General features: G+C 64.5%; 24 protein-coding genes. 8 read left to right on the top strand and 16 right to left on the bottom strand.

Translation table 11 applies throughout. From position 1 onward, the window contains the following. Positions 1–8 precede the first annotated feature (8 nt). Positions 9–1,034: a sugar-binding transcriptional regulator gene (locus tag MTX34_RS09230; RefSeq protein ID WP_243609191.1), complete on the bottom strand. Its 1,026-nt coding sequence runs from the start codon at positions 1,032–1,034 to the stop codon at positions 9–11. 116 nt (positions 1,035–1,150) lie between these two features. On the opposite strand from MTX34_RS09230, the gene MTX34_RS09235 reads away from it, so the two are divergent. Both MTX34_RS09235 and MTX34_RS09240 read left to right on the top strand, forming a co-directional pair. Next, positions 1,151–2,173, top strand: coding sequence for an NAD(P)-dependent alcohol dehydrogenase (locus tag MTX34_RS09235; RefSeq protein ID WP_243609224.1), 1,023 nt, complete (start codon positions 1,151–1,153; stop codon positions 2,171–2,173). After that, a complete protein-coding gene (locus MTX34_RS09240; RefSeq protein ID WP_243609192.1) occupies positions 2,170–3,645 on the top strand; it encodes a mannitol dehydrogenase family protein in 1,476 nt (491 codons plus the stop codon). Before MTX34_RS09235 ends, MTX34_RS09240 begins: the two co-directional genes overlap by 4 nt. Here the strand turns inward: MTX34_RS09240 and MTX34_RS09245 are convergent. Both MTX34_RS09245 and MTX34_RS09250 read right to left on the bottom strand, forming a co-directional pair. Further along, positions 3,629–4,294: a TrkA family potassium uptake protein gene (locus MTX34_RS09245; protein WP_243595253.1), complete on the bottom strand. Its 666-nt coding sequence runs from the start codon at positions 4,292–4,294 to the stop codon at positions 3,629–3,631. The two genes, MTX34_RS09240 and MTX34_RS09245, sit on opposite strands and share 17 nt — an antisense overlap. Continuing rightward, positions 4,287–5,588 carry a TrkH family potassium uptake protein gene (locus MTX34_RS09250; RefSeq protein ID WP_243609225.1) on the bottom strand — a complete coding sequence of 434 codons (1,302 nt, stop codon included), beginning with the start codon at positions 5,586–5,588 and terminating at the stop codon, positions 4,287–4,289. Before MTX34_RS09250 ends, MTX34_RS09245 begins: the two co-directional genes overlap by 8 nt. Before the next feature lie 288 nt (positions 5,589–5,876). Between MTX34_RS09250 and MTX34_RS09255 the strand changes: the two genes are divergently transcribed. Then, positions 5,877–7,145 carry an EAL domain-containing protein gene (locus MTX34_RS09255; RefSeq protein WP_243609193.1) on the top strand — a complete coding sequence of 423 codons (1,269 nt, stop codon included), beginning with the start codon at positions 5,877–5,879 and terminating at the stop codon, positions 7,143–7,145. Between the two features lie 16 nt (positions 7,146–7,161). Here MTX34_RS09255 and MTX34_RS09260 read toward each other — a convergent pair whose 3' ends face one another. The 3 genes from MTX34_RS09260 to MTX34_RS09270 form a co-directional block, all read right to left on the bottom strand. After that, the gene (locus MTX34_RS09260; protein WP_243609194.1) at positions 7,162–8,361 is read right to left on the bottom strand and encodes a mandelate racemase/muconate lactonizing enzyme family protein; all 1,200 of its coding nucleotides are present in this window, start codon (positions 8,359–8,361) and stop codon (positions 7,162–7,164) included. A 74-nt stretch (positions 8,362–8,435) separates the two neighbouring features. Next, positions 8,436–9,389: a 2-hydroxyacid dehydrogenase gene (locus MTX34_RS09265; RefSeq protein WP_243609195.1), complete on the bottom strand. Its 954-nt coding sequence runs from the start codon at positions 9,387–9,389 to the stop codon at positions 8,436–8,438. Positions 9,390–9,403: 14 nt separating this feature from the next. After that, complete coding sequence (locus MTX34_RS09270) at positions 9,404–10,750, bottom strand: enolase C-terminal domain-like protein (RefSeq protein ID WP_243609196.1); 1,347 nt, start codon at positions 10,748–10,750, stop codon at positions 9,404–9,406. A 288-nt stretch (positions 10,751–11,038) separates the two neighbouring features. Here MTX34_RS09270 and MTX34_RS09275 point away from each other — a divergent pair, with 288 nt between their 5' ends. From MTX34_RS09275 to MTX34_RS09285, 3 genes are read left to right on the top strand one after another with little or no spacing between them, the layout of a single operon-like run. Then, positions 11,039–12,637 carry an aldehyde dehydrogenase (NADP(+)) gene (locus tag MTX34_RS09275; RefSeq protein WP_243609197.1) on the top strand — a complete coding sequence of 533 codons (1,599 nt, stop codon included), beginning with the start codon at positions 11,039–11,041 and terminating at the stop codon, positions 12,635–12,637. 31 nt (positions 12,638–12,668) lie between these two features. Further along, positions 12,669–13,595 carry a 5-dehydro-4-deoxyglucarate dehydratase gene (locus MTX34_RS09280; RefSeq protein ID WP_243609198.1) on the top strand — a complete coding sequence of 309 codons (927 nt, stop codon included), beginning with the start codon at positions 12,669–12,671 and terminating at the stop codon, positions 13,593–13,595. Beyond that, a complete protein-coding gene (locus MTX34_RS09285) occupies positions 13,595–14,863 on the top strand; it encodes a glucarate dehydratase family protein (protein ID WP_374639203.1) in 1,269 nt (422 codons plus the stop codon). Before MTX34_RS09280 ends, MTX34_RS09285 begins: the two co-directional genes overlap by 1 nt. 7 nt (positions 14,864–14,870) lie before the next feature. On the opposite strand, the gene MTX34_RS09290 is transcribed toward MTX34_RS09285, so the two are convergent. The 4 genes from MTX34_RS09290 to MTX34_RS09305 form a co-directional block, all read right to left on the bottom strand. Next, positions 14,871–15,518: a TetR/AcrR family transcriptional regulator gene (locus MTX34_RS09290; protein ID WP_243609199.1), complete on the bottom strand. Its 648-nt coding sequence runs from the start codon at positions 15,516–15,518 to the stop codon at positions 14,871–14,873. Then, the gene (locus tag MTX34_RS09295; protein ID WP_243609200.1) at positions 15,515–16,360 is read right to left on the bottom strand and encodes an SDR family NAD(P)-dependent oxidoreductase; all 846 of its coding nucleotides are present in this window, start codon (positions 16,358–16,360) and stop codon (positions 15,515–15,517) included. Before MTX34_RS09295 ends, MTX34_RS09290 begins: the two co-directional genes overlap by 4 nt. Further along, positions 16,357–17,847 carry an NAD(P)/FAD-dependent oxidoreductase gene (locus MTX34_RS09300; protein WP_243609201.1) on the bottom strand — a complete coding sequence of 497 codons (1,491 nt, stop codon included), beginning with the start codon at positions 17,845–17,847 and terminating at the stop codon, positions 16,357–16,359. The genes MTX34_RS09295 and MTX34_RS09300 overlap by 4 nt, the downstream gene beginning before the upstream one ends. 105 nt (positions 17,848–17,952) lie before the next feature. Next, the gene (locus tag MTX34_RS09305; protein ID WP_243609202.1) at positions 17,953–19,443 is read right to left on the bottom strand and encodes a SulP family inorganic anion transporter; all 1,491 of its coding nucleotides are present in this window, start codon (positions 19,441–19,443) and stop codon (positions 17,953–17,955) included. A 339-nt stretch (positions 19,444–19,782) separates the two neighbouring features. Between MTX34_RS09305 and MTX34_RS09310 the strand changes: the two genes are divergently transcribed. Further along, the gene (locus tag MTX34_RS09310; protein ID WP_374230284.1) at positions 19,783–21,408 is read left to right on the top strand and encodes a ribonuclease J; all 1,626 of its coding nucleotides are present in this window, start codon (positions 19,783–19,785) and stop codon (positions 21,406–21,408) included. On the opposite strand, the gene MTX34_RS09315 is transcribed toward MTX34_RS09310, so the two are convergent. Further along, positions 21,405–21,809 carry a MerR family transcriptional regulator gene (locus tag MTX34_RS09315; RefSeq protein WP_243595265.1) on the bottom strand — a complete coding sequence of 135 codons (405 nt, stop codon included), beginning with the start codon at positions 21,807–21,809 and terminating at the stop codon, positions 21,405–21,407. The two genes, MTX34_RS09310 and MTX34_RS09315, sit on opposite strands and share 4 nt — an antisense overlap. 34 nt (positions 21,810–21,843) lie before the next feature. Further along, the gene (locus MTX34_RS09320; RefSeq protein WP_243595266.1) at positions 21,844–23,352 is read right to left on the bottom strand and encodes a SulP family inorganic anion transporter; all 1,509 of its coding nucleotides are present in this window, start codon (positions 23,350–23,352) and stop codon (positions 21,844–21,846) included. A 151-nt stretch (positions 23,353–23,503) separates the two neighbouring features. Between MTX34_RS09320 and MTX34_RS09325 the strand changes: the two genes are divergently transcribed. Beyond that, on the top strand, positions 23,504–24,397 hold the full coding sequence (locus MTX34_RS09325; protein ID WP_243595267.1) for a LysR substrate-binding domain-containing protein: 894 nt from the start codon (positions 23,504–23,506) through the stop codon (positions 24,395–24,397). A 199-nt stretch (positions 24,398–24,596) separates the two neighbouring features. Here MTX34_RS09325 and MTX34_RS09330 read toward each other — a convergent pair whose 3' ends face one another. From MTX34_RS09330 to MTX34_RS09345, 4 genes are all read right to left on the bottom strand, one after another. Continuing rightward, entirely contained in the window at positions 24,597–24,761 is a 165-nt protein-coding gene (locus MTX34_RS09330) for a hypothetical protein (RefSeq protein ID WP_243595268.1), read from the bottom strand. Further along, the gene (locus tag MTX34_RS09335; RefSeq protein WP_243609203.1) at positions 24,758–25,096 is read right to left on the bottom strand and encodes a hypothetical protein; all 339 of its coding nucleotides are present in this window, start codon (positions 25,094–25,096) and stop codon (positions 24,758–24,760) included. Before MTX34_RS09335 ends, MTX34_RS09330 begins: the two co-directional genes overlap by 4 nt. Positions 25,097–25,396: 300 nt before the next feature. Then, entirely contained in the window at positions 25,397–25,792 is a 396-nt protein-coding gene (locus MTX34_RS09340) for a universal stress protein (RefSeq protein ID WP_222056963.1), read from the bottom strand. Beyond that, positions 25,789–26,784 carry a 2-hydroxyacid dehydrogenase gene (locus MTX34_RS09345; protein ID WP_243609204.1) on the bottom strand — a complete coding sequence of 332 codons (996 nt, stop codon included), beginning with the start codon at positions 26,782–26,784 and terminating at the stop codon, positions 25,789–25,791. Before MTX34_RS09345 ends, MTX34_RS09340 begins: the two co-directional genes overlap by 4 nt. Positions 26,785–26,988: the final 204 nt, after the last annotated feature.

Consider the following 26,988-nt stretch of genomic DNA (forward strand, 5'->3'; position numbering starts at 1 on the left):
TAGAGCTTTCACTGAGATACCTTTCCATTCGACGCTGATGTGGATGTATCGACGAGCCAACGCGCGCTGTCGATGTCGGTGACCAGGATCGATGCCAGTCCACCGCGAAGCGCACCGAGCAGCGCTTCGTGTTTTCGTTTTCCGCCGGTGACCAGCACGGCCCGGTCGCACGCCCTGATGGCGTCGAGTCCCACCGACACGGTGCGGCCGGGGAGCGACCCTCCGGTGTCGTTGCCGTCGGCGTCGTAGAACCGGCCTCCGATCTCACCGACCGCGCCGAGTCTGCGCAGTTCGTCGAGCACATCGAGGTCGATGAAGCTGCCCTCGAACAACGTGGTGGACGTGGAAACGGGACCGATGCCGTACATCATCACATCGGCATCGGTCCCGGCTTTGAGGGCGCGAGAGATCACGGAATCCTGCTCCAACGCAACGACAGTCGCCTGATCGGCGTACAGCGGCGCGTTGAGCCTGATGGGTGTCGCCTGCAGATACGCAGCGCACCGTCCGAGTGTGTACTCGACACCGGTCTGATAGTCGGCCGAGGTGATGGAACCGTCGAGTTGCACTACCGCAGCACATTTGGTGGATCGGGTCTTCAGCGAGCTCGCCACCGCCACCGTCTCGGGTCCCCATGTGAAGCCGAGGACATCACGATCCTTGAGGCGACGGGAAAGCAACGTCGCTGCCGCACGACCCAGGGACCCGTAGCCGGTGTCCGTGCCGTCGATGACGTCCGACACGACCAGCACCTCGGTGAGTCCGAACTTCGCTTCGAGCTCGCGCTCGACGTCCGCATGCACGGTGCCCTGCAGATCGTCGGGGACGTTGATCTCGATCGTCACGAGCCCCTGGGTGCGAGCGCGAGCCACCAACCGTCCTGCGGTCGGCCGCGAGACGCCGAGCTTCACGGCGATCTCGGCCTGAGTCGCGCCTTCGAGGTGGTACATGGTCGCGGCACGCAGAGCCAGGCGGAGGTCCTCTCCGGACCGCGGAGCCTGTGACCCCGCTGGATCGGATCTCGATCCATCCATGTCGCCTCCCCAAGTTGTGAGCAGATGCTCAACTCGTGTTCATCTGCTCACTAAGCTAACATTAAGGTGTGATCTACACAACACCCCCTCGCACACAGCGACCCGTGCCACAGTCCATGCAGGTCAGCGTCCTGACCGGAGTGCAGCACATACGACTCGCCGAACGGCCCGTCCCCACGCCCGCGCACGACGAGGTCCTCGTGCAGGTCACGGCAGTCGGAGTGTGCGGTTCCGACGCGCATTACTACCGCGAGGGACGCATCGGCGACTACGTGGTCGACGGCCCCCTCGTACTCGGACACGAGGCGGCGGGCGTCATCGTGGCCGTGGGCACCGAAGTCTCCGACACCCGCATCGGACAGCGAGTGTCCATCGAGCCGCAGCGCCCCGATCCCACCAGCGCACAATCCCGTGCAGGTCGCTACAACCTGTGCCCGGCCATGGAATTCTTCGCGACGCCGCCCATCGACGGAGCGCTCGCGGAGTACGTGCTGATCCAATCGACCTTCGCGCACGACGTCCCCGACGACATCTCCGACGAGGCAGCCGCCCTCTTCGAACCCCTGTCGGTGGGCATCGCGTCGGCCCAGAAGGCACGCATCTCCGCCGGTTCGAGCGTGCTCATCGCAGGAGCGGGTCCCGTCGGTCTCGTCACTGCGCAGGTCGCGCGCGCATTCGGTGCCACCGAGGTCATCGTCACCGATATCGACGCCTCCCGCCGCGGCAACGCAGAGAAATTCGGTGCGACGCGGGTGATCGACCCCGCCGCCGAGGACGTGCGTGCCGTGACGGTCGACGCCTTCATCGACGCCTCCGGTGCGGCCCGAGCCGTGATCGACGGCATTCATGCGGTCCGACCCGCAGGCACTGTCGTCCTCGTCGGCATGGGCGGATCGGACTACCCACTGCCGATCTCGGTGATCCAGAACCGAGAGTTGCTGCTCACCGGCGTCTTTCGCTATGCCAACACATGGCCGATCGCACGCGAGCTGGTCGCGTCGGGCATGGTGGATCTCGACGCTATGGTGACGGCGAGGTTCGGACTCGACGGCGTGGAGGATGCATTGAACGCCGACAGGCAACCCGGAAGCATCAAAGCCGTAGTCATTCCAGGACTTTCGAAGGAGACGAACGCATGAAGCTGAACTCGCAGAACCTCGCCGACTTCATCGAGGACGTCGCAGTTCCGACGTACGACCGATCCGAAGTGACGGTGGGCATCGTGCATTTCGGTGTCGGTGGCTTCCATCGCGCCCACCAGGCAATGTATGTCGACCGCCTGTTGCAGCAGGGGCAGGCACTGGACTGGGGAATCTGCGGAGTCGGGGTGATGCCAGGAGACCGGAGAATGCACGACGTCATGCAGGCACAGGACTGCCTGTACACGCTGGCGCTCAAGCATTCCGACGGCACGTGGGACACCCGCGTCATCGGATCCATCGTCGAGTACCTCTTCGCACCGGACGACGCCGAGGCCGTGATCGAGAAGATGGCCGCCGACACGACCAAGATCGTCTCGCTCACCATCACCGAGGGCGGCTACAACTTCTCGGCGACCACCGGCGAGTTCGACGCGGACAACCCGGCCATCGTCGCCGACCTGGCCGACGGCGCAGTACCCGCAACGACATTCGGGCTCGTCATCGAGGCGCTGGCCCGACGCAAGGAACGTGGCATGACGCCGTTCACTGTCATGTCCTGTGACAACATCGAGGGCAACGGCCACATGGCACAGTCGACGTTCACGACGTTCGCACGCCTGAAGGACCCGGCATTGGCCGACTGGATCGACGCCGAAGGGGCGTTCCCCAACTCGATGGTCGATCGCATCACACCGGTCACGACGCCGGAAGTGACCGAACAGCTTTCGGTGCGATACGCGATCGACGACCAGTGGCCCGTCGCGGGCGAGCCGTTCACGCAGTGGGTGCTGGAGGACAAGTTCACCCTCGGCCGTCCGCCGCTGGAGGATGTGGGCGTTCAGGTGGTCGAGGATGTCACCCCGTACGAACTGATGAAGCTGCGGTTGCTCAATGCCAGCCATCAGGCGCTCGCGTACTTCGGTTACCTCAGTGGCTATCGCCTCGTCCACGAGGTCTGCCAGGATTCGCTGTTCGCGGACTTCCTGCTCGCCTACATGGACGAGGAGGCAACCCCGACGCTGCAGCCGGTCCCCGGCATCGATCTGACCGACTACAAGAAGACGTTGATCGAGCGGTTCTCCAACCCGGAAATCCGCGATACCGTCGCCCGTCTGTGCGCCGAGTCCTCGGATCGAATTCCCAAGTGGCTCTTACCCGTCATCCGCAAGAACCTCGAGACCGGCGGGGAGATCGCCCGCTCCACCGCAGTGGTGGCCAGTTGGGCTCGCTACGCCGAGGCCGTCGACGAAGCCGGCGAGCCCATCGAGATCGTCGATCAGTTGAAGGACTCGCTGGTGCCGATCGCGCAGAGCCAGCGCGAGAACCCCACAGCGTTCATCGCGAACCGCTCAGTGTTCGGCGATCTGATCGACAACGAGCGCTTCGTCGCCGAGTACACGAAACAGCTGTCGTCTCTGCAGGAGCGAGGAGCCCGCGCGACGCTGGAATCACTCAGGTCGACTCACTGAAACGTTCGGCGTCTCGAACCTGACCGGAGACGATGACGGTATCGCCTGCGCCGATCACCGTGTCGGCCGTGGCGTAGGTGAATCCCTCACCCTGACGCTTGACCGCGACGACGGTGACACGATGCTTGGTACGTATTCCGCTCTCGCCCAACTTCTTTCCGATGATGGAGGTGGGTGGAGAGGTCTTGATCATGGCGAAACCGTCGTCGAATTCGATGTAGTCCATCATCCGGCCGCGGACCAGGTGGGCGACGCGCTTGCCCATGTCGTGCTCGGGCCTGACCACATGGTGCACGCCGATCTGGGTGAGGATCTTGGCGTGTGCGTTGCTGATCGCCTTGGCCCAGATGTGGGACACCGACAGGTTTATCAGCGCGGATGCGGTCAACAGACTCGCCTCGAGATCGGATCCGATGCCCACGACTGCGCGGTCGTACTCGTGCACCGACAGTTGTCGCAACGACTCCTCGTCGGTGGTGTCGGCCACTGCGGCGTGCGTGAGCCGGTCCGAGACACGTTGCACCACAGCCTCGTCGGTGTCGATGCCGAGGACTTCGACACCCTGGCCCATCAGTTCCAGTGCCAGCGATTTGCCGAATCGGCCGAGGCCGAGGACGACGACGACTTCGGAGGACGGTTTCCTAGCCAATGAACGGCCTTTCGGTGGGGAGCGTGTAACGCCGACCGCGGTCGCGGGCAGCAAGGGCACTGACCAGGGTGATGGAACCGATGCGGCCCAGATACATCAGAACGATCAGAATCACCTGACCCCACCCCGGCAACTGCGCGGTGATGCCGGTGGACAGACCGACGGTGGCGAAGGCCGAGACGACCTCGAACAGCAGGACGTCGAGGTCGAAGTCCGTGCCCGCCAGCAACGCGACGACCGGGAGCATGACCAACGCGACGCCGATCAGTGCCACGGTCAACGCCTGGCGCTGTACGCGCGGATCGATTCTGCGATCGAAGATACTCACATCGCGATCGCCACGAATTTCGGCGAGGATGACGAACAGCAACAGGGCGAACGTGGTGACCTTGATGCCGCCTGCGGTGCCGCCACTGCCGCCACCGATGAACATGAGAACGTCGGTGACCAGCAGAGTCGCGTTGTCGGCATCGGCGTAGTCGATGCTGTTGAACCCGGCGGTGCGCGGCATGACGCCCGCGAAAGTGGCGACGAGCATTTTGTCCCAGATCCCGTAGCCGCCCAGAGTCCTGGCCCATTCGAGCAACAGAATCAGCGCCGGTCCCGCCACGAGTAGAACGCCGGTGACCGAGAGCGTCAGGCGGGTGTGCAGCGACCATCTCTGTCGACCTCGACCCCGCCGAACGTGCCGGAACAGCTCGAACAGAACCGGAAAGCCGATGCCTCCCAGCACGACGGCGACCATCACTGGAACACAGATCCACGGGTCGGTGGCGAATCCGATCAGGCTGTCACTGAAGAGAGCGAATCCGGCATTGTTGAACGCCGACACGGAATGGAAGACACCGAGCCAGATCGCCCGACCGGGACTTTCGCCGTACCCGATCGCGAACCTGAGCGCGAGAGCGATCGCGACGACGGTCTCGATCAGCAGGCTGGTTCGGAACACTCCGATGACAACGCTGCGAACGTCGCCGAGCCCGGAGGTACGCACCTCTGCAGCGGCATTGAGTCTGCCACGCAGTCCAATTCGGTCGGCGAGCACCAAACCGACCAACGACGCGATCGTCATGATGCCGAATCCACCGATCTGGATCAGACCGAGTATCACTCCTTGCCCGAAGCCCGACCAGTACACCGGGGTGTCCACCACGATCAGGCCCGTCAGACTGACCGCCGAGGTGGACGTGAACAACGCCTGCAGTACTCCGGCCTCACTCCCCGACTGGGTGGAGCCCGGAATCAGCAGCACGCCTGCCCCGAAGACAATGGCGAGCGCAAAGCCGGACGCCATGACCCGAACCGGCGTGGGCCGAAAGATCGCGGACCATCGCGATGCCTGGTGAGCGTCTGTCACTCGAGAAACAGTACTGTGCGCTCCGCGCAGTGGTGGGATTCGTCCGTCGGTGCGGACGACGATGGGCTGAACGGTGCTCTCGATATCGGCTTGCCATGACGTACGCATCGGCTCCGGGCTCTTCGTCTACCCAGACGGCCGCGGTTCCGCACTGAGCTCGCTCCGGGCGGGTAACGTCGGAATTGAGCTGAAGCTCAATGTTCGATCGCGAAAAAGGACATCTTCATGCCGGACGACGCTGTGCGCGAGCGTTCCTCGCACGAGGCGATCGCCTCTGCCCTCGCTGATGTGAACGCTGTCCGCCCGGTGTTCCAACCCGTGATCGAACTCGGCACCGGAACCGTCCTCGGGTACGAGGCTCTGGCGCGGTGGCCCGAGTGGCCCCTACTGGACCTGGATTCCGTGTTTGCGACGGCGGCAGATCTGGGTGTGGTGGACGATCTCGATTGGGCGTGTCGCACAAGCGCGGTCGACGCGGCACTCGCTGCAGGGATGGCACAGGAACTGTGCTTGTTCGTCAACGTGGAACCCCACACCGCGACCGGACCGACCGACGGTGCCAAGCGCGCGTTCGCAGCGGCCGAGGGCCGATTTTCCGTGGTGCTCGAGTTGACCGAGAGGTCACTGCTGGCCGATCCCGCAGTGTTGTTGTCCGTGGTTGCCGATGGTCGGCGGGCAGGATGCCGCATCGCTCTCGACGACATCAGCGTGCATCCGGACACGATGACCATGCTCGAGTTCGTCGCACCGGACATCATCAAACTCGACCGTTCGTTGGTCCAGCGAGATCCGAGTCGAGAGCAGGCGCGCGTGATCGCCGCGGTACGAGCGCATTCCGAGGCGACCGGGGCGACTGTTCTGGCAGAGGGCATCGAAAACGACGAACACCTCGCCCGCGCTCACTCGCTCGGCGCGGTACTGGGACAGGGATGGCTGTTCGGAAGGCCTGGCCCCCTGCCCGAGTCCGTTCGGACCGCACCGGGTGCGCAGTCGATCCTGAGCGAGCCCGTTGCGAACTCCGGTCTGGTGCCGAACCTGCCATCGGATCTGTTCGAGCTCGTGGCCCCGTCCATCGGAACCAAAGCCTTCATTCGTGCCATCTCCCGCCAGATCGAGGACCACGCCCGCGATACCAACGATTCGCTGGCCCTCATGTCCACCTTCCAGCATTCCCGATGGTTCAGCCCGCCTGTCGCTGCGCAGTACGCCTTGCTGGCCACCAAGCACGCGTTTGTCGCAGCCGTGGGCGTCGGGTTGGGAGGAGAGCCTGCGCCGGGTGTGCGCGGAGCAGATCTCGACCCCACGGAGGAGTTCACCCGAGAGTGGACGATCACCGCGGTCGGTCAGCACTATTTCTCGGCGCTCATCGCCCGCGATCTGGGTGATACGGACTGCGCCGACACAGATCGTCGATTCGAATTCGTGCACACGCACAATCGGCAACTCGTCGTCGCCGCAGCCAGATCGCTCATGCGCCGCATCCTTCCCGTGTGACCGTGGCCGGTACCGGCTAGCGCACGACTGCCTTCGCCACGGTCCACGCTCGTCCCTGCTCGCTCAGCGTGAATCCGAGCCCCGGGCGAGCGGACAGATGCATGCGTCCGTCTCGTGTCTCGAGGTGCTCGTCGAACAACGGGTCCAGCCAGTCGAAGTGCTCCACCCACGTCTGCAGGGGATACACCGCCGCGAGGTGCAGGTGGATCTCCATGGCGAAGTGCGGGGCGAGCTGCAGATTGTGGCGCTCGGCCAGTGTGGCCAACTTCAGGAACTGCGTGATGCCGCCGATGCGGGGAGCGTCGGGTTGCAGGATGTCGACCGAGCCGGCCTCGATGAGGCGCACGTGCTCGCCGACGCTGGCCAGCATCTCTCCAGTGGCGATCGAAGTGTCGAGGCTACGAGCGAGCTGGGCGTGTCCCTCGGCGTCGTAGGCGTCGAGCGGCTCTTCGATCCACACGAGGTCGAGCTGCTCGAGGATTCGGCCCATGCGCTGCGCCGTCGGGCGGTCCCACTGCTGGTTGGCGTCGACCATCAGAGGAACGTCGTCGCCGAGGAACTCGCGCACCGCGGTGACCCGGGCGATGTCGGTGCGCCAATCCGGCTGTCCCACCTTCAGTTTGATGCCACCGATACCGTTCGAGAGTGAAATCGCGGCGTTCTCCATGACCTCCGCGATCGGAGTGTGCAGAAATCCACCGGAGGTGTTGTAGGTCTGGACCGAATCGCGTGACGAGCCGATCAACTTGGCCAGCGGCAACCCGGCACGCTTGGCTTTGAGATCCCATAGCGCGATGTCGATCGCCGCGATCGCCTGCGTGGCAACACCACTGCGGCCCACCGACGCTCCGGCCCACACCAGCTTGGTCCAGATCTTGCCGATGTCGTTCGGGTCCTCACCGATGAGCACCGGGGCGATCTCCTGGGCATGAGCGAACTGAGCTGGACCGCCTGCCCGCTTGGAGTATCCGAAACCGATTCCCTCATGGCCCTGTTCGGTCCGAATTTCGGCGAACAGGAACACCACCTCGGTCATCGCCTTCTGCCGGCCGGTGAGCACCTTGGCGTCGCTGATCGGATTCTTCAGCGGTAGCACGATCGAGGACAGCGTGACCTCGGCGATGCGATCGATGCTGGCGGCACCGGCGGCCAATGCGGTGATCGCAGCATCCGGGGCAGTGAGGCCGCTGGTCGGTTTGTCTGTGGCAATGGTCATCTGAGGCTCCTAGTATCGTCGATTTACGCTGTCTCACAGACTATTTAGCCGGTACAATGCGGGTCCAACACCGATTATCGGTCGATCGATGCCGCCAGCGCATCGATGTTCGACGCAATATCCGCGACTCGGCCCACGAACGTATGGTGCGTGACGCCCGACGAGTGTGGCGTCATCAGCACGTTGTCGAGATCGCGAAACGGCAACACACTCGGTTCTCCCACACCGTCCGGCCCGGGGTAGCGATACCACACGTCGATCGCAGCGGCGGCAATCTCGTTGCGCGACAGGGCGTCGAACAGCGGTTGTTCCTGCACCAACGGACCACGACCGACATTGACGAGTACCCCGTCGCTACCGAGCCTGCTCAGCTCCTCGGCACCGATCATGCCGCGGGTACGCTCGTTCAGCGGCGCGGAGACCACGAGTACATCGGCGAACTCGGCAATCTTTCCCAAATCCTGTGTATCCGAAACCCATTCGAGACCCTCGCCCGAAGCACGACCGCTCCCGGTGACGGCAGCACCCACCGCGCCGTAGGCCTGAAACAGCTGCAACGTTCGCTTGCCGATATGCCCGAAGCCGACGAATCCGATGCGGGCACCGCTCAGCGACAACGGTTGCGCGATGCTCGGGTCGTAGACGGCAGTGGCGAACACACCGGAGCGGAGTGCGCGATCCTGCTGCAGGAAATTGCGGCGCAGCATCACCGTCGCCGCCACAACGTACTCGGCGATCGATTGCTCATGATGAAAGGTGCTGCACACCTGCACATCAGGACCTAGCCCGGAGCGATCGACGTTGTCCGTTCCGGCACCCGCGACGTGCACCATACGCAACTTCGGCGCTGCGGCACCCATGGCCGCGCTGAACTTGCCGCCGACGTACACGTCCGCGTCGGCAAGTTCGCCGATGACCCGACTCTCGTCGAACGGCACGCACCAGATCACCTCTGCGCCATCAGGCAATCCCGCCTCGAACTGCTCGCGGTGCGGCAGGATGTTGCGATCCCCGACGACGATCTTCATCAGCGCACCCGAACTCATCGGACCAGAGCCGGCCGCTTGCTGTCGAACGTCCATCCCTCGATCAGATACTGCATGCCGATGGCGTCGTCACGGGCGCCGAGGCCTTCCTTCAGGTACAGCTCGTGTGCCGCGTCGACCTGCTCGAAGTCGAGCTCGACGCCCAGACCCGGCTTGTCGGGCACGGTGAGGTAGCCATTCTCGATCGTGAACGGCTCCTTGGTGACTCGTTGCCCGTCCTGCCAGATCCAGTGGGTGTCGATGGCGGTGATCGTGCCCGGGGCCGCCGCCGCGACATGGGTGAACATGGCGAGAGAGACGTCGAAGTGATTGTTGGAGTGCGAACCCCACGTCAGGCCCCAGGCGTCACAGAGCTGAGCAACGCGTACCGAGCCGGCCATCGTCCAGAAGTGTGGGTCGGCCAAGGGGATGTCCACGGCACCGGACCGGATGGTGTGGCCCATTTCCCGCCAATCGGTGGCGATCATGTTGGTCGCCGTCTGCAATCCCGTGGCCCGCTTGAACTCCGTCATCACCTCGCGGCCGGAGAAACCGCCCTCGGGCCCGACGGGGTCCTCGGCGTAGGCCAACACGTCGCGCAGCCCGCGGCAGGTGTCGATCGCGTCCTTCAGCAGCCAACCACCGTTCGGATCCAACGTGATTCGCGCCTCGGGGAATCGCTCGGCCAGTGCGCGCACCGCGGCAGCCTCCTCGGCCGCGGGCAGCGCACCACCCTTGAGCTTGAAGTCCTGAAATCCGTAGCGCGCCTGCGCAGCCTCGGCGAGGCGCACGATCGCTGCGGGGTCCATCGCCTCCTGGTGCCTGATGCGCATCCAGTCGTCGGCCCCGGCGGCCTCGTCGGCGGCACTGCGGTAGGCGAGGTCGGTCTTGGTCCGATCGGCGACGAAGAACAGGTAGCCCAGAGCCTGGACCTTCTCGCGCTGTTGTCCGTCCCCCAACAGTGCGGCAACGCTGACGCCGAGGTGCTGGCCGAGCAGATCCAGCATGGCCGATTCCACTGCGGTCACTGCATGGATCGCGATCCGCAGATCGAAGGTCTGCGCTCCGCGGCCCCCGGCATCACGATCCGCGAACGCGCGGCGCATCTCGGCCAGCACCGCGTTGTACCGGCCGATGCCCTGGCCCTCGACGAGCCCCCGCGCATCCTCGAGAGTCTGCCGAATCGCCTCACCGCCCGGCACTTCGCCGACGCCGGTTCGTCCGTCCGAGTCCGTGAGTACCACCAGATTGCGGGTGAAGTACGGAGCATGTGCACCGCTGAGGTTCAACAACATGTCGTCGTGGCCGGCAATCGGAATGACACGCATATCGGTGACGACGGGCGTGCTGGTGTGGACGTTCATGTCCGACCTTTCTCACATACTTCCGGTGACTCGGCTCACAAACGACAGTAGGACCCCGGATCGATGCCTGTCCAAGACCATCTGCGCATCGAACGATGCCGTAGCGGTATTGGTAACGACACCCGGAGCACAACGGTCCTGGCAGTGAGATCGATACCGAGACTGAATCAAATGCGACATTTTTAGACTTGGACATGTATCGATCGGCCTTCTACCGTGGTGAGCTATGAGCCAGGTCACGCCTCGGCGTCAGCGCATGTACCGCACCACAGCCTTAGGAGTCACCCCATGACAGCGTCGACGACACAGTCCACCCACCTCACCGGCCGGATGATCGTCGCCGGCACCCCGGTCTTCGGTGGCGGCACGCAGATTCACGGAATCGACCCCAGCACCGGCGAGAATCTCGAACCAGCCTACGGACACGGAGACGATGCCGACGTCGAGAAGGCCTGCGCCGCAGCGGCCGAAGCTTTCGCCGACTACCGGGCCACCTCCTCGGAGACCCGCGCGCAGTTCCTCGAGACCATCGCAGACAACATCGCCGCGCTCGGCGACACCCTGATCGAGCGGACGGTCGCCGAGTCGGGACTTCCACTGGCTCGCATCACCGGCGAAGTCGGTCGCACCACCGGTCAGCTGCGCCTGTTCGCTTCCGTTCTGCGCGAGGGCAGCTGGAACGGTGCCCGCATCGATCCGGCTCAGCCCGAGCGCACGCCGCTCCCCCGCGCCGACATCCGCCAACGGCAGATTCCGCTGGGACCGGTTGCGGTGTTCGGAGCCAGCAACTTTCCACTCGCCTTCTCCGTCGCCGGCGGCGACACCGCCTCCGCTCTCGCGGCCGGATGCCCCGTGATCGTCAAGGCGCACGACGCGCATCCGGGGACGTCCGAACTGGTCGGCCGCGCGATCGCCGACGCAGTGTCCTCCACCGGAATGCCCTCGGGCACCTTCTCACTGCTGTTCGGCTCCGGTCGCGGACTCGGCACCGCTCTGGTGACCGACCCTCGCATCAAGGCCGTCGGATTCACCGGATCACGTTCGGGTGGAACAGCTCTCGTCGCCGCTGCGGCGGGTCGTCGGGAGCCCATCCCGGTGTACGCCGAGATGAGTTCCATCAATCCGGTGTTCGTCATGGACGGTGCACTCGCCACCCGCGGAGCCGAACTGGGCCGCGCGTTCGTCGCATCGCTGACAATGGGATCGGGCCAGTTCTGCACCAACCCGGGCCTCGTCATCGCCGTGGACGGCGCAGGACTGCAGTCCTTCACGGAGGCAGCATCCACCGCGGTGCAGGAGTCCACCCCCACCACGATGCTGACCCCGAACATCGCCTCCAGCTATGCCGACGGCGTCGCCGGCCTGTCCGACGCGGTGACCGTGGTAGCGCGTGGATCGGACACCGACGCCCCGAATGCCTGCCGCGCAGCACTGTTCGTCACCGACGCCGATACGTTCCTCACCTCCGAGGCCGCGCAGGCCGAGGTGTTCGGCGCGTCGAGCCTCATCGTTCGCTGCACCGATGCACAGCAGGTCCGTGACGTCGCCGCGCTGTTGGAGGGACAGCTCACCGCCACCGTCCACGCCGACGAGTCCGATCATGCCGAGGCAGGCAAGCTCCTGTCGATCCTCGAACTCAAGGCCGGCCGCATCCTGTTCGACGGATGGCCGACCGGCGTCGAGGTCGGCCACGCGATGGTCCACGGCGGCCCCTTCCCCGCCACCTCCAACTCCCGCACCACCTCGGTCGGATCGCTCGCGATCGAGCGTTTCCTCCGCCCTGTCTCTTACCAGGATGTACCGAAGTCGTTGCTGCCCAGCGCTGTCGCCGACGGGAATCCCGAGGGCATCTTCCGCCGCATCGACGGCCAGCTCACCCAAGACTGACTCACCCCACCTAATTTTCGAGGAGATCCCCATGCTCGACGGCGTCCTGTTCTTCCCCGTCACCCCGTTCACCGCTTCCGGTGAGGTCGATTACGACCTGCTGGCCGCTCACATCGCGAAGGGTGTCGACGCGGGACCCGGTGGAGTGTTCATCGCCTGCGGCACCGGCGAATTCCATGCCCTCGAGACCGAGGAGTTCGGCAGGATCGTGCGCACCGCAGTCGATGTCGTCGCGGGCCGGGTTCCGGTGTACGCCGGTGCAGGTGGGTCCGTGGCGCAGGCAAAGGCATTCGCGTCGAGCGCGAAGACCAACGGAGCCGACGGCATCTTGCTGCTGCCTCCCTACCTGGTGACGATGCCGCAAGCCGGTCTGGTCAACTACACCAAGGCCGTTGCCGGTGCATCCGATCTGCCGCTGATCGTCTACAACCGTGGCAACGCCCGCTTCACCGAGGACTCGGCCGTCGAGGTAGCGCAGCTGCCCACCGTCGTCGGGTTCAAGGACGGCACAGGCGATCTCGATCAGGTCGGCCGCATCGTCCGCGCCGTCCTGGATGCCCTGGAGCCGTCGGGCAAGCCCTTCCAGTTCTTCAACGGCCTGCCCACCGCCGAGGTCTCCCAGCAGGCGTACCGCGCGATCGGTGTCACGCTGTACTCCTCCGCGACATTCGCGTTCGCACCCGAGCTGGCGTTGGCGTTCTACCGCTCCATGGAAAACGGCAACGACAAGCTCACTGCCGCACTGCTTCGCGAGTTCTTCCACCCGCTGGTGCGCCTGCGCGACAAGGTTCCCGGCTACGCCGTCGCTCTCATCAAGGCGGGCGTGACGATGGAGGGTATCGAGGCCGGACCGGTTCGCCCACCGCTGGTGGACATCAGCGCGCCGCACCTCGAGGAACTCACCGCAATCGTCGCCGCCGGCCGGGCCGTGCTGGCCGACGAGCTCGCGGTGCACTGATGCGAGAACCGGTCCTGATCACCGGCGCTCGGATCACTCCCATCGCTTTCGTCGATCCTCCGTTGCTCAACACCGTCGGCGTGCATCAGCCCTACGCGCTGCGCGCGATCATTCAGTTGGACACCGATGCCGGCGTCGTCGGACTCGGTGAAACGTACGCCGACACGGCGCATCTGGCTCGTCTCGACGCGGCCGCCACGGCCATCGCCGGCCTGGACGTGTTCGCGCTCAACGACATTCGAGAGGCCGTCGCTACCGTGCTGGGGACGCTGTCGATCACCGGCGGAGACGGCGTCGCCGGTATGATCACCACGGCCAGTACGACGGACCGCGTGTTCTCCCCGTTCGAGATCGCGTGCCTGGACGTGCAGGGCAAAGTGCTGGGGCGACCGGTGTCCGATCTGCTCGGCGGCAAGGTTCGGGACTCGGTTCCGTTCAGCGCGTATCTGTTCTACAAGTGGGCAGCGCATCCCGGCCGAGAGCCCGACGAGTGGGGCGAGGCAATCGATCCGGAAGGCCTGGTGCGCCAGGCTCGAAAGATGATCGACGAGTACGGTTTCGAGGCCATCAAGGTCAAGGGCGGCGTCTTTCCACCCGACGAGGAGATTGCCGGAATCAAGGCGCTACGCGAAGCGTTTCCCGAGCTACCGCTTCGGCTCGATCCCAACGCTGCCTGGACCGTCGATACGTCCATCCGCGTCGCCGCCGAACTCGACGGCATCGTGGAGTACCTCGAGGACCCGACACCGGGGCTCGACGGCATGGCCGAGGTTGCGCGCGAAGCGAAGATGCCTCTCGCGACCAACATGTGCGTCGTCGCTTTCGATCACCTGAAGCCCGCTGTGCTGAAGGACTCGGTGCAGGTGGTGCTGTCCGACCACCACTACTGGGGAGGTCTGCAGCGGTCGAGACTGCTCGCCGGAATCTGCGAGACTTTCGAGATGGGTCTGTCGATGCACTCGAACAGCCATCTCGGAATCAGTCTCGCGGCCATGGTTCACCTTGCCGCAGCCACACCGAATCTCACCTACGCCTGCGATACCCATTGGCCGTGGAAGCACGAGGACGTCGTGGTCCCGGGCGTTCTGAACTTCGTCGACGGGGCGGTGGCCGTACCCACCGCGCCCGGTCTCGGCATCGAGATCGACGAGGACGCGCTCGCGGCGCTGCACCAGCTGTATCTCGACTGCGGGATCCGAGACCGTGACGACACCGGCTACATGCAGAGTATCGATCCGAGCTTCGAGAACACCTGCCCGCGCTGGTGATCCGACGCTATGACGTCAGCGGCGCAACGATGTTGGCAAGCATGGTCGCAATGGTGGCGACGACGATGCGGCGCTCTGCGACGTAACCGCTCTGGTACCACGTCATCGCGGTGTGGCTGATGCCGCCGATGGCGGCGGTCGCGAGCAGGTCGACATCCATATCGGGGCCCGACGGCACCTCGCCCGCGAACGTGCGGAGGTAGCCGAGCAGCAGAACACCGAACTCGTGCATCACCGTCAGATAGGTCTGCTCGACGCGAGAACTGACCCCCAGCACCTCCATCCACACCACGCGGGCAAGGTGCGGGTCCTCGACCACCTGAAAGAACGGTTCGAGCAACTGCTTCGCAACGGCCCCGAGACCACCGTCAGGATCTACCTCTGCCATGGCTTCGGACACCGAGTCCGTAAGTTGCGCAATGCATTCTGCGTAGACCGCGAGCAGGAGATCCTCGGTCTTGTCGAAATACTGATAGAAGTGCCGGTCGGCGATCTTGGCCTCGCGGCACAGTCCGCGGACGGTCGCGGCGCGGTACCCGACGCTGCCGAACACCCGCAGGCCCGCGTCCAGCAGCTGCCGTCGCCTGCGGTCGTCGCGGTCGGCGGCACTCTCACCGCCGTAGGCCCGGCCGGGCACGTCGACTGTTGCGCTCATGACCGTCGGGCATCCAGTTCGGCTGTCAGCCGGATCAATTCGGAGTCTCGCTCCATCGTGGCATCCATGATCGGGTTGACGATGCCGCGCACTATCGAGATCGGGATCCAGCGGCCGGGCACGGCGATGCGCGCAGCTCGCCGTCCGATCCCTCGAACGGCTACGCGCGCAAGCTTGTCCGGCGTGATCGGGCGAAGCAGCGGAGTAGGGAAGGCCCGGGCGATCATCGCCGTCGCGACGGTGTCGCCGCCGAACGCCACGTCGGCAATGGGAGTGGCCACCCAGCCCGGGTACAGCACTCCGGCCGTCGCTTTCGTGCCCGCGAGTTCCGCCCGCAACGCGCGACCGAGTTGTTCGACGGCCGCCTTCGACGCCGCGTACGGCGCATTCGCCAGCCCGTTGAGGTAGGCGTACGTCGAGGAGGTGAGCAGTACGTATCCCCCGGACTCGACGATGTGCGGCAGCGCTGCTCGCACCGTGTTCCACACACCGACGAGATTGACCCCGATGACTCTCTCGAACACACCGTCGTCGACGGATCGGATCGTCGATGCCTGTGCGCCGCTGGAGATTCCCGCATTCGCCATCACGATGTCGAGCGTGCCGAACGTCTCGATGGCGGTGGCAACCGCCGCGTCGAGTTGCTCTCGCACGGTGACGTCGGCGTAGGCGATCGCCACGCGCTGGTTGCCCAGTGTCGCCGCCACCGATTCGAGATCGGTCGACGCCATGTCGACCAGAACGACCGAGGCACCGCGTCGATGCAGTGCCGACGCGACGGCCGAACCGATGCCGCCTGCCGCTCCCGTGATCAGCGCTACCTGGCCCGAATGATCCTTCATGCCGATACCTCGTCCTTCGTCGTCACGTCGGTGGAAGACCGGTGGATGTGATGGGCTTCCGGCCGAAAACGCTTGGCCCACCGCCGGAAAGTGAAACTGAAGCCGGGGAACATGGCCACGACATGCCCGGACTTCGACTGGTACCAGCTGTGGCAGCCGCCGTCCTTCCAGACGGTGCCCTCCATCTCGCGATGAATCGTGTCGGTGTACTCCCGCTCTGCGGCGGCAGTGACCTCGATGGCCGTCGCTCCGGCCTGTCGGACGGCATCGACGGCCCGCACGATGTACTCCATCTGTGCCTCGATGAGGAAGATCGCCGAGGTGTGGCCGATGCCGGTGTTCGGACCGGTGACGACGAAGAGGTTGGGGAAACCGGGAATCGTGGTGCCGAGGTAGGCGCGGGGATAGGGATCCCAGACGTCGGACAGGGCGCGGCCGTCCCGGCCGATCACCGGATACGAGATGACGCCGTCGGTGGCGTCGTATCCGGTGGACCACACCAGTAGGTCGACATCGACGTGTTCGCCTGTGGTGGTGACGATCCCGGTTTCGGTGATCTCCGCGATGCCGTCGTTCTTGTCGTGCAGGGTGACGTTCGGCTGCCCCAGTGCGGGATACAACGTGTTGGACAGCAGTACCCGCTTGCATCCGATGGTGTAGTCGGGGGTGACCTTCGCTCGAAGCTCGGGATCCGGAACCTGAGACTCGATGTGCTTCAGCGCAGTTCGCTGCGCCACGGCCTTCAGCATCGTCCGTGAGTACTTGAAGCCCAGAATGCGCGTCTCGAGGGTCCAGTAGATCCCGGCGCGAACCGTCCTTCGAATCGGTTCCCTACGCAACAGCTTTCGCTGAAGCGCTGTGAATTCACGATCGTGGCGCGGCATCACCCAGTGCGGGGTGCGCTGAAAGACGTGCAGTTGCTCCACGTCGGGTTGGATCGCGGGAATCACCTGTGCCGCGCTGGCCCCGCTGCCGACGATCGCCACCCGTTTCCCGGCGTGGTCGTACTCGGTGTGCCAGTCGTTGGTGTGGAACTGGGTGCCCTGGAACTTCTCCCGGCCGGGGAACGGCGGGACGACGGGTGTACTGAGCGGTCCCGACGCGTTGACGACGAACGTCGCCGCGTAGTCGCCCCGCGAGGTGGTGATCAGCCAGTGGTCTCCGGCCCATTCGATTCTCCGGACGTCGGTGTCGACGTGCGTTCGAGCAGGCAGACCGTTCGATTCGAGCACGTGGTCGGTGTACCGCTCCAGCTCCTCGCGTTCGGCGAACATACGCGACCACTCGAAGGGCTCCGACGCGATGGAATAGAGCGGACTCTGCACGTCGACGGCTGCGCCGGGGTATCGATTCTGCTTCCACGTGCCGCCCAGGAACGGACGCCTCTCGAGGATCACGAAGTCGTCGATCCCTCGATCGAGCAGCGCTTTGGCAGCGCACTGGCCACCGAACCCACTGCCGATGATCACCACGGTGTGAATGTGCATGCCGACGAACCTTCCCGCACGAGGCGCAATCCGATGATGCGCGTCATCACTTTAAAGTGATGACGCGTGATTCCGCAATGGAATCGGTCGATCGGCGACTGCTCGTCAATGGCCGCCCGACAGCTGCCCGGTCAGCCGGACATGCCGCTGCGCAGACACCGCGTCGAGGCCGACGATCTCCGCTCGCTTGCCCTTTGCCTCGTATTTCGTGGTGATGGCATCGAGCGTGGCGACCGTGGATGCATCCCAGACATGGGCACCGCTGAGGTCGATGACGACATGTCGAGGATCACCCGTGTAGTCGAACTGATAGACGAGGTCGTTGCTGGACGCGAAGAACAACTCCCCCTTCACCGCGTAGACGCGGGTGTCCTCGTCGGGATGCGCCACGTCGACGACCTCGGTGAGGTGCGCGACCCTGCGAGCGAACAGCACCATCGCGGTGACGACGTCGACGACGACGCCGTAGGCGAGATTGTGGGTGGCGACGGTGACGACCACGGTTGCCACCATGACTGCCGTTTCGCTCTTGGGCATGCGCCGCAACGTCTTCGGGCTGATGCTGTGCCAATCCATCGTGCCGATCGCAACCATGATCATGACGGCGGCGAGTGCGGCCATCGGGATCAGCGCAACGATGTCACCCAGTCCGACCACCAGGATCAGCAGGAACACCCCGGCAAGGAACGTGGAGATGCGCGTCCGGGCACCCGAGGCCTTGACGTTGATCATCGTCTGGCCGACCATCGCGCACCCACCCATGCCGCCGAAGAATCCGCTGATGACGTTCGCTGCGCCCTGACCCCAACTCTCCCGGGTCTTGTTCGAGTGCGTGTCGGTGACGTCGTCCACCAGTTTGGCCGTGAGCAGCGATTCGAGCAGTCCGACGATGGCCATGGCAAGGGCGTACGGCGCAATGATGCTCAACGTTTCGAGGTTGAACGGGACGTCGGGGATCAGCAGTGCGGGCAGGCTCGACGGCAACTCGCCCTCACCGCCGACGTTCGGAACATTCAGCGCGAAGACGACGGCGGCGACGGTCAGCAGCACGATGGCCACGAGCGGCGCGGGCACGACGGAGGTGATCCTGGGGAGCAGGACCATGATCAGCAGACCGACGGCCACCAGCGGGTAGACCAGCCACGGCACGCCGATCAACGCAGGAAACTGCGAGGTGAAGATCAGAATGGCCAGTGCATTGACGAAGCCGACCATGACGCTACGTGGGATGAAGCGCATCAACTTGGCGACGCCGAGGACCCCGAAGATCACTTGGAAGACGCCGGCGAGGATGACCGTGGCGATGAAGTAGTCGAGGCCGTACTGCTTGGCGACGGGAGCGATGACCAGGGCAATTGCCCCGGTGGCCGCAGAGATCATCGCGGGGCGGCCGCCCAGGAACGCGATGGACACGGCCATCGTGAAGGACGCGAACAGGCCCACTCGCGGATCGACACCCGCAATGATCGAGAAGGCTATTGCCTCGGGAATCAGCGCCAACGCGACAACCAGGCCGGCCAGCACCTCGGTCTTCAGCATTCGCGGGGACCGCAGGGCACTCATGACGGTCGGAATCCGCTCGGCGGAGTCGCTCATATCTCTCCATTCGTGATCGATGGATGCGGACGTGCCGAGAAACGGCGGGTCTCATCCAGGGGTGGGCGCATCGCTGCGCCCGAAGGCTTTGTTCGTGGAGCCCGATGGGCATCTCACGCATCCCGCACACTTCGGGCGGGAAGGAACAGTCAGGAAACTGATCCCTACTCTTACGCAATAGTAGAGTTGACGCAAATCGACACTGTTCGGACCGGGGTCGACACCAGGTCGGAGGCCCCCCGTAGCGTAAGAGGCATGTCGAGATCACCACGGAACCGCAGATCCCCCGCCGCACCGAGAAAGCGATCCTCCTCCGCGCTTTCGGCAGGGCACCTTCGCGTGATCGCGACCGGCGGTCTCGGCGAGATCGGCCGGAACATGACCGTCTTCGAATTCGACGGAAAACTGCTCATCGTCGACTGCGGCGTGCTGTTCCCCGAGGAGCATCAGCCGGGCGTCGACGTCATCCTGCCGGACTGGAGTTGCATCCGGGACCGTCTCGACGACGTCGTCGCCATCGTTCTCACCCACGGGCACGAGGACCACATCGGCGGTGTCCCCTACCTGCTCCGCGAACGGGGCGACATTCCCGTCATCTCGTCGCGGCTGACGCTGCATTTCCTCGCCGCCAAATTCGAGGAGTTCAAGGTCTCGACGAAGCTGATCGAAGTCGAGGCGGGGCAGACGCGTCAGGAAGGCCCGTTCGAGCTCGAATTCATCGCCGTCAACCACTCGATCCCCGACGGTCTGGCCATCGCCATTCGTACCGACGCCGGGCTGGTGCTGCACACCGGCGACTTCAAGATGGACCAGTTTCCGCTCGATGGTCGGATCACCGACCTCCGTAGCTTCGCGCGCCTCGGCGAGGAGGGTCTCGACCTACTCCTCGTGGACTCCACCAACGCCGAGGTTCCCGGCTTCATGGTCTCCGAACGTGACCTGGTCCCGGCCATCGAGAAGGTGTTCCGCGAAACCACGGGACGCGTGATCGTGTCGAGCTTCGCCAGTCACGTCCACCGCATTCAGCAGGTACTCGACGCCGCGCATGCCCAGGGCCGCAAAGTGGCGTTCGTGGGCCGATCGATGGTGCGCAACATGAAGATTGCCACCGATCTGAACTACCTCGATGTGCCCGACGGGCTCGTCGTGGACCTGCCGAAGCTCAATCGTCTTCCGGCGAACAAGATCACGCTGATCTGCACCGGGTCCCAGGGCGAGCCGCTGGCTGCACTGTCACGGATGGCCTCGGGCGAACACCAGATCAAGGTCGGCGACGGTGACACCGTACTGATGGCGAGCAGCCTCATTCCGGGAAACGAGAACGCGATCTACCGCGTCATCAACGGTCTCGTGGACAAGGGTGCGCGCGTGGTGCACAAGGGAAATGCCAAGGTGCACGTCTCCGGTCACGCCAGCGCAGGCGAGCTCGTCTACTGCTACAACATCCTCGAACCCGCCAATGTGCTTCCCGTACACGGTGAATCGCGGCACCTGCGCGCCAACGCCGATCTCGCAATCAGGACCGGTGTTCCTCGCGATCGCGTCCTGATCGCCGAGAACGGAAGCGTCATCGACCTGTTCGACGGCGTCGCGCAGATCACCGGCTCCGTCCCCATCGAGCTGATCTACGTCGACGGCAGTTCCGTCGGTGGTGTGACGGAGGATTCGCTGGCCGACCGACGCCTGCTCGCCAACGAGGGCGTCCTGACCGTCATTGCGATCGTGGATCCCGACACCGGCCTGCTGGTCGACGACGTCGACTTCATCGGACGCGGATTCGCGCACGAGGCCAACGCTTTCGACTCGTTGGCCAAGGCGATCGGCAAGACCCTCACGCGCGAGAGCGACGTCAAGGTTGCTTCTCGCGAGAACATCGAGAAGCGCATCGTGCAGGAGTCGGCCCGCTGGGCCAAGCAGACCCTGGGCCGTCAGCCCCTCATCGTCCCGGTGGTTGTCGACGGCTAGAGCTGGGCAGCTGCCCCGCGAGTCGACAGCACCTCGGTCAGCTCCTCGGCGTAGGCGAGCTGCCGCCGCAACGTGCGGCAGCTGTCCTCGGCCTTGGTGTGGCACTCGCGAACGAACGCTGCGGCCGACGATCGAGCATCGTCGGTCGCGTTCTCGTCGCCCAGAATGTCGAGAGATTCCAGTAGCTGTTTCATCTCGGCCAGGGTGAAGTCGAGGGGCTTCATTCGGCGAATGACGAGCAGGCGTTCGACGTCGGCCTCGGTGTACAACCGAAATCCGCCTGCGGACCGGGCAGAAGGCGCTACCAGGCCCACGTCGTCGTAGTGACGGACGGTGCGGATGGACAGCTCGGTTCGCTGAGCTACCTGCCCGATCTGCATGTGCATGTCGTCGTCCGTCATGTGCCGCCTCTCTTCGCCCGAGCGTCCACCCTAGTCAGTGCTCGGCACCGAGGTTTCCACTGAGACGATCGTGCCGTTCGATCGAGGGCGCGTTCAGGCCGATGATCTGCACCGTCTTGCCCTTCGCGGCGTACTTGGTGGTGATGGCGTCGAGGGTCGCGACAGTCGAGGCGTCCCAGATGTGCGACTCCGACATGTCGATGACCACGTTCTTCGGATCCCCCACGTAGTCGAACTGATAGATCAAATCGTTGCTCGACGCGAAGAACAACTCGCCCTTCACCGCGTAGACGCGGGTGTCCTCGTCGGGATGCGCCACGTCAACGACCTCGGTGAGGTGCGCGACCCTGCGAGCGAACAGCACCATCGCGGTGACCACACCGACGACGACGCCGTACGCGAGGTTGTGGGTGATCACGGTGACTGCCACGGTCGCGACCATGACGAGGGTTTCGCTCTTGGGCATGCGCCGCAACGTCTTCGGGTTGATGCTGTGCCAGTCGAAGGTTCCGACGGAGACCATGATCATGACGGCGACGAGCGCGGCCATCGGGATCAGCGCAACGATGTCGCCGAGACCGACCACCAGGATCAGCAGAAAGACGCCGGCGAGGAACGTCGAGATACGGGTGCGGGCACCGGAAACCTTGACGTTGATCATGGTCTGACCGATCATCGCGCAACCGCCCATGCCGCCGGTGAATCCGGTGACCAGATTGGCCACGCCCTGGCCCCAACCCTCGCGGGTCTTGTCGGAATGCGAGTCGGTGATGTCGTCGACGAGCTTGGCCGTCATCAGCGATTCGAGCAGACCCACCAATGCGATCGCCAGAGCGAACGGCGCGATGATGCTCAGTGTGTCGAACGTGAACGGTACGTCCGGGATCAAGAACGACGGCAGCGAGGACGGCAGCTCGCCCTCGTCGCCCACATCCGGGACCGCGAGCGCGAACACGAGCGTGACCCCGGTGAGTATCACGATGGCGATCAACGGTGCCGGGACGATCGTGGTGAGCTTGGGCAGAAAGAACATGATGAGCAGGCCAACGGCGACCATCGGGTACACCAACCACGGCACCCCGATCAGGTACGGCACCTGGGAGCTGAAGATCAGGATCGCCAACGCGTTGACGAAGCCGATCATCACGCTGCGCGGGATGAAGCGCATCAGCTTGGCGACGCCGAGAACGCTGAGCACGACCTGCAGGACTCCTCCGAGGATCACCGCTGCAATGAGGTAGTCGAGGCCGTAGTCCCGAGCCAGCGGGGCGACGACCAGCGCAATTGCCCCGGTAGCAGCGGAGATCATCGCCGGGCGGCCACCGACGATGGAGATGGTGACGGCCATGGTGAACGACGCGAACAGCCCGACGCGTGGATCGACACCGGCAATGATCGAGAACGAGATGGCTTCCGGAATCAGCGCCAGTGCCACCACCAGGCCTGCGAGCACTTCGGTCTTGAGTCGCTTCGGCGAGCGCAACGCACCCAGCACCGAGACGTCTTCGACGGCGGTGACTGGCACCTGGGCAGCTCGAGACACGACGACTCCATTCGATGAGTGCGGAGGGATGCTGCGCGCGAACTCTACTCTTACTGGAGAGAAGGTTGCTAATCGTAGCGACCTTCGGCCTACGCTAGATTGATACGTAAAGGTCCCGCGAAACTGTCAGCGCGATGCAAGGAGTGAATCGATGTTCTCGCTCAACAGGCTGTCCTGCTTCATCGCCGTCGCCGAGGAGTTGCACTTCGGCCGCGCCGCCGAACGACTGCACATGACGCAGCCTCCGCTGAGCAGGCAGATTCAACAGCTCGAAAGCGAGGTCGGCGTGCAGCTGATCGATCGCACCAGTCGGTCGGTGACGCTGACCGCGGCGGGCCTGGCCTTCCTTCCCGAGGCTCGACGCATCCTCGACCTCGCCGAGGGCGCACTGCTCACCGTCCGACGCGTTCCCACCGGCGATCTCGGAACGGTGGTCGTCGGATTCACCGGCGCCTCGGCGCACGCGGTGCTCCCGCAGTTGCTCGACGCCGCCCGCGAGAAGCTACCGGACGTCAAACTCGTTCTACGCGAAATGGTCTCGGCAGTGCAGATGGAATCGTTGGCCATCGGCGATATCGATCTCGGGTTGGCCAGACCACCACTCAAGCGACCGGGCATCTCATCCCGACCGGTGCTGCACGAATCGTTGATCGCAGCGATGCCCGAGGCGCACCCGCTGGCCGCGAAAGACGAGCTGTCGGTGGAGGACTTCGACGAGCAGCCGATCATCATGTACTCGCCCGTCGACGCGCGGTACTTTCACGAGCTGCTGATCAGCACCTTCACCATCGTCGGGGTGTCCCCGCGCTACGTGCAGTACGTGACCCAGGTGCACACGATGCTGGTGCTCGTTCGTTCCGGCATCGGATTGGCATTGGTACCGGAGTCGGCGTCGACCATGCGGCCGGAAGGTGTTGTGTTCCGGCCGGTTCGGACCGTGAAGGAACGCCCCGTCGAACTCGACGCGGCATGGCGCGTGGACAACGACAACCCGGCACTGCACCGCTTCATGACCGATGTGCTGCCGACGCGGGAGTGGTCGTGATGCGCCGCTGATCGAGTTGCGTGCAGGACCGTGACGGCGCGAGTGCGGTCCGATGGGAGACGCCGAAGGCCTGCGCGCGTTTGCCCACTTATTGTCCAGATGCCTACCTGCGACTGTGAGCAGATCAATGATTACCCGGCATGGAGCTCGATCGAGGTCCGGCAGCTGCCGCGCGAACCTTCCGGTGTTGCCTGGGGGGTCACTCTTTCGGTATGGACACGTCCTTGCCTGCTGCGATGTCGCGCAGCCACTGCGGGACAGGGTCTTTGTCGTACTCGCGGAGCGCGATCGAGGCTTGCGCGGCGGCAGAGCGGACCTTCATCGACCGGCCGCGGCGTGCCGGGCGGTTCTCCGTGGTGGTCATCGCGGGTCCTCCGTGTCTGTGTCGGTTCCATTGTCGCTGCTGCCGCCGCTTTCTGCCAGGACGTCGTCAGATCCGGTCACGATGTGATCGGCGATGACCCGTAGTGTGCGGCGGTCGGTCTTGGCGATGAACGGTGTTGTGGCGACGGTGCCAAATACTCTCCAACCGAGTGCGGCTTCGTCGTCATTTTCGCTGACGGTCCGCTCGAGACACCAGGTGATGCGTTGCCAGGATTGGGAACGGTTGTCCGCCCGAGTGCGCTGGCTGACAGTTCCCACCACTCCGACGACGGCGAGCAGACCGACGATGAGGGTGATCCAGGCTTGCGCTGGCACTGACCGGGTTCCTTTCCTGCGGCAGGGTCAAACGCGTGGCGGATGACCCACCACGCTCTCCCGTGAACAAGAAGGACCGTAGCCCGACCCACCGACACGAAATCGACATGCCAGTTCCAGCACCACCGAGAATTCGCGAAACCGCTACGCGAGATTCCCGGAGAGATGAATCAGCGCATAGCCTTCGGAAGTTTCCTGCCGATGCGTTTTTAGGCAGCGCGCTGCAACGTCAACAGCTCACCGGCATCCTTCGCCGCCAACCTCACCACCGAATGCACGAACGCAGGCCACCCGACCGAACTATCGCGGCGTCCCCACCGGCGGCTTGACGGCCGTCACCGGGCAGTGTGCCTCGAGCAGTACGCGCTGAGAGATGCTGCCCATGAACAACTTTCCGACGGGCGATCGACGCCGGATCCCGATCACGACCAGCTGAGCCTGCTCGTCGAACGACAGGTCGATCAGGTTGTCGGCGTGCGAGCGGCCCGCTTCGTTGTCGTGGATCTTCGTCGTCACACCGACGGCCGAAGTCTCCTCGCGAGCCGACTCGACGGTGGCAGCGAAGTCGGCGTCGGCTGCGCTGTTGTCCTCGGCGACGATGAGCAGGTCGGTACCGCGCATGTGGGCCTCGCGAAAAGCGAAGGGCAGTGCGCCTTTTCCTTCGGTGGTCGGCGAGTAGCCGACGACGACGGTCACTGCGTCACCGGCGTCACGAGGGTGCCGTCGGCCAGGAAGCGATCGAGGTTCTCGAGCGTGAGTGCTTCCATTGCGGCCCGCGTCTCCACCGTCCCGCTGCCCACGTGCGGCAGCAGAACCACGTTGTCCATTGCCAGCAGGGCGTCGGGCACGTTCGGTTCATGGGCGAAGACGTCCAGACCGGCTCCGGCCAGCTGCCCCGCGGCGAGCAACTCGATCAGCGCTTCCTCGTCGACGACGCTTCCGCGTGCGACGTTGATCAGATACCCCTGCGGCCCCAGCGCTTCGAGCACTGCACGATCGACCAGATGGGCAGTTCCCGAGCCCCCCGACGCCGCGATGATCAAGACGTCGACACCGTCGGCCAGCGCTTGTGGACTGGCTGCATACGTGTACGGCGAACCGTCGATCTCGTTGCGATTGTGGTACGAGATCTCGCAGCGAAACCCTCTGAGCCGATCGGCAATTGCCGAGCCGATGCGCCCGAGGCCGATGATCCCCACACGCTTGCCGGTGACCTGACGCGTCAGTGGCGTGTTGCCCTCGGCCGGCCACCGACCAGCCCGCACGAACCTCTCGGCGGAGGACAGCCCACGCATGGTGTCGATCACCAGACCGACCGCGAGGTCCGCCACACAGTCGGTCAACACGTCGGGGGTGTTGCTGACGGCGATGCCGCGGTCTGCTGCCGCGTCGACGTCGGTGGTGTCGTAGCCGACGCCGAAATTCACCACCGCTCCGAGCTGCGGCAACCTCCCCATCAGCGCGGCATCGACACCGGTCCGACCGGAGGTGACCACCGCAGTGATCGATTCGCCGTGCGTATCGAGAAATTCGTCGCGACCATCCCCTTCGGGCAGCTCGAGCGCGTCGTACTCGGCAACCAACGTGTCCATCAGCGACGGCTTGAGCGGTCCGACTCGGAGCACCCGGCCGCCTTGTTGCGAATCCGGTTGAGACACAGAGGAACTCTGCGAGCTGACGGTGACCATTGTTCTCCTCGCGAGATGGTGGAACGTGCGCGTTTCCTGTACGGTATGCCGCTTCTCGAATACCTGTCCAACACGGAAATAACATGGACCGATACCCAAACGGCATGAACGACGCATTGCCGATGCAGGCTTGACTAGCCTTCCCCCTATCCGGCCTGGTCAGCCCACTCCTCATGTGACTCGAGCCTCATCAAGACTTCGTTT

Origin of the sequence: Rhodococcus sp. ARC_M5, from assembly GCF_022810405.1 — a bacterium.
GTDB lineage: Bacteria > Actinomycetota > Actinomycetes > Mycobacteriales > Mycobacteriaceae > Rhodococcoides > Rhodococcoides navarretei.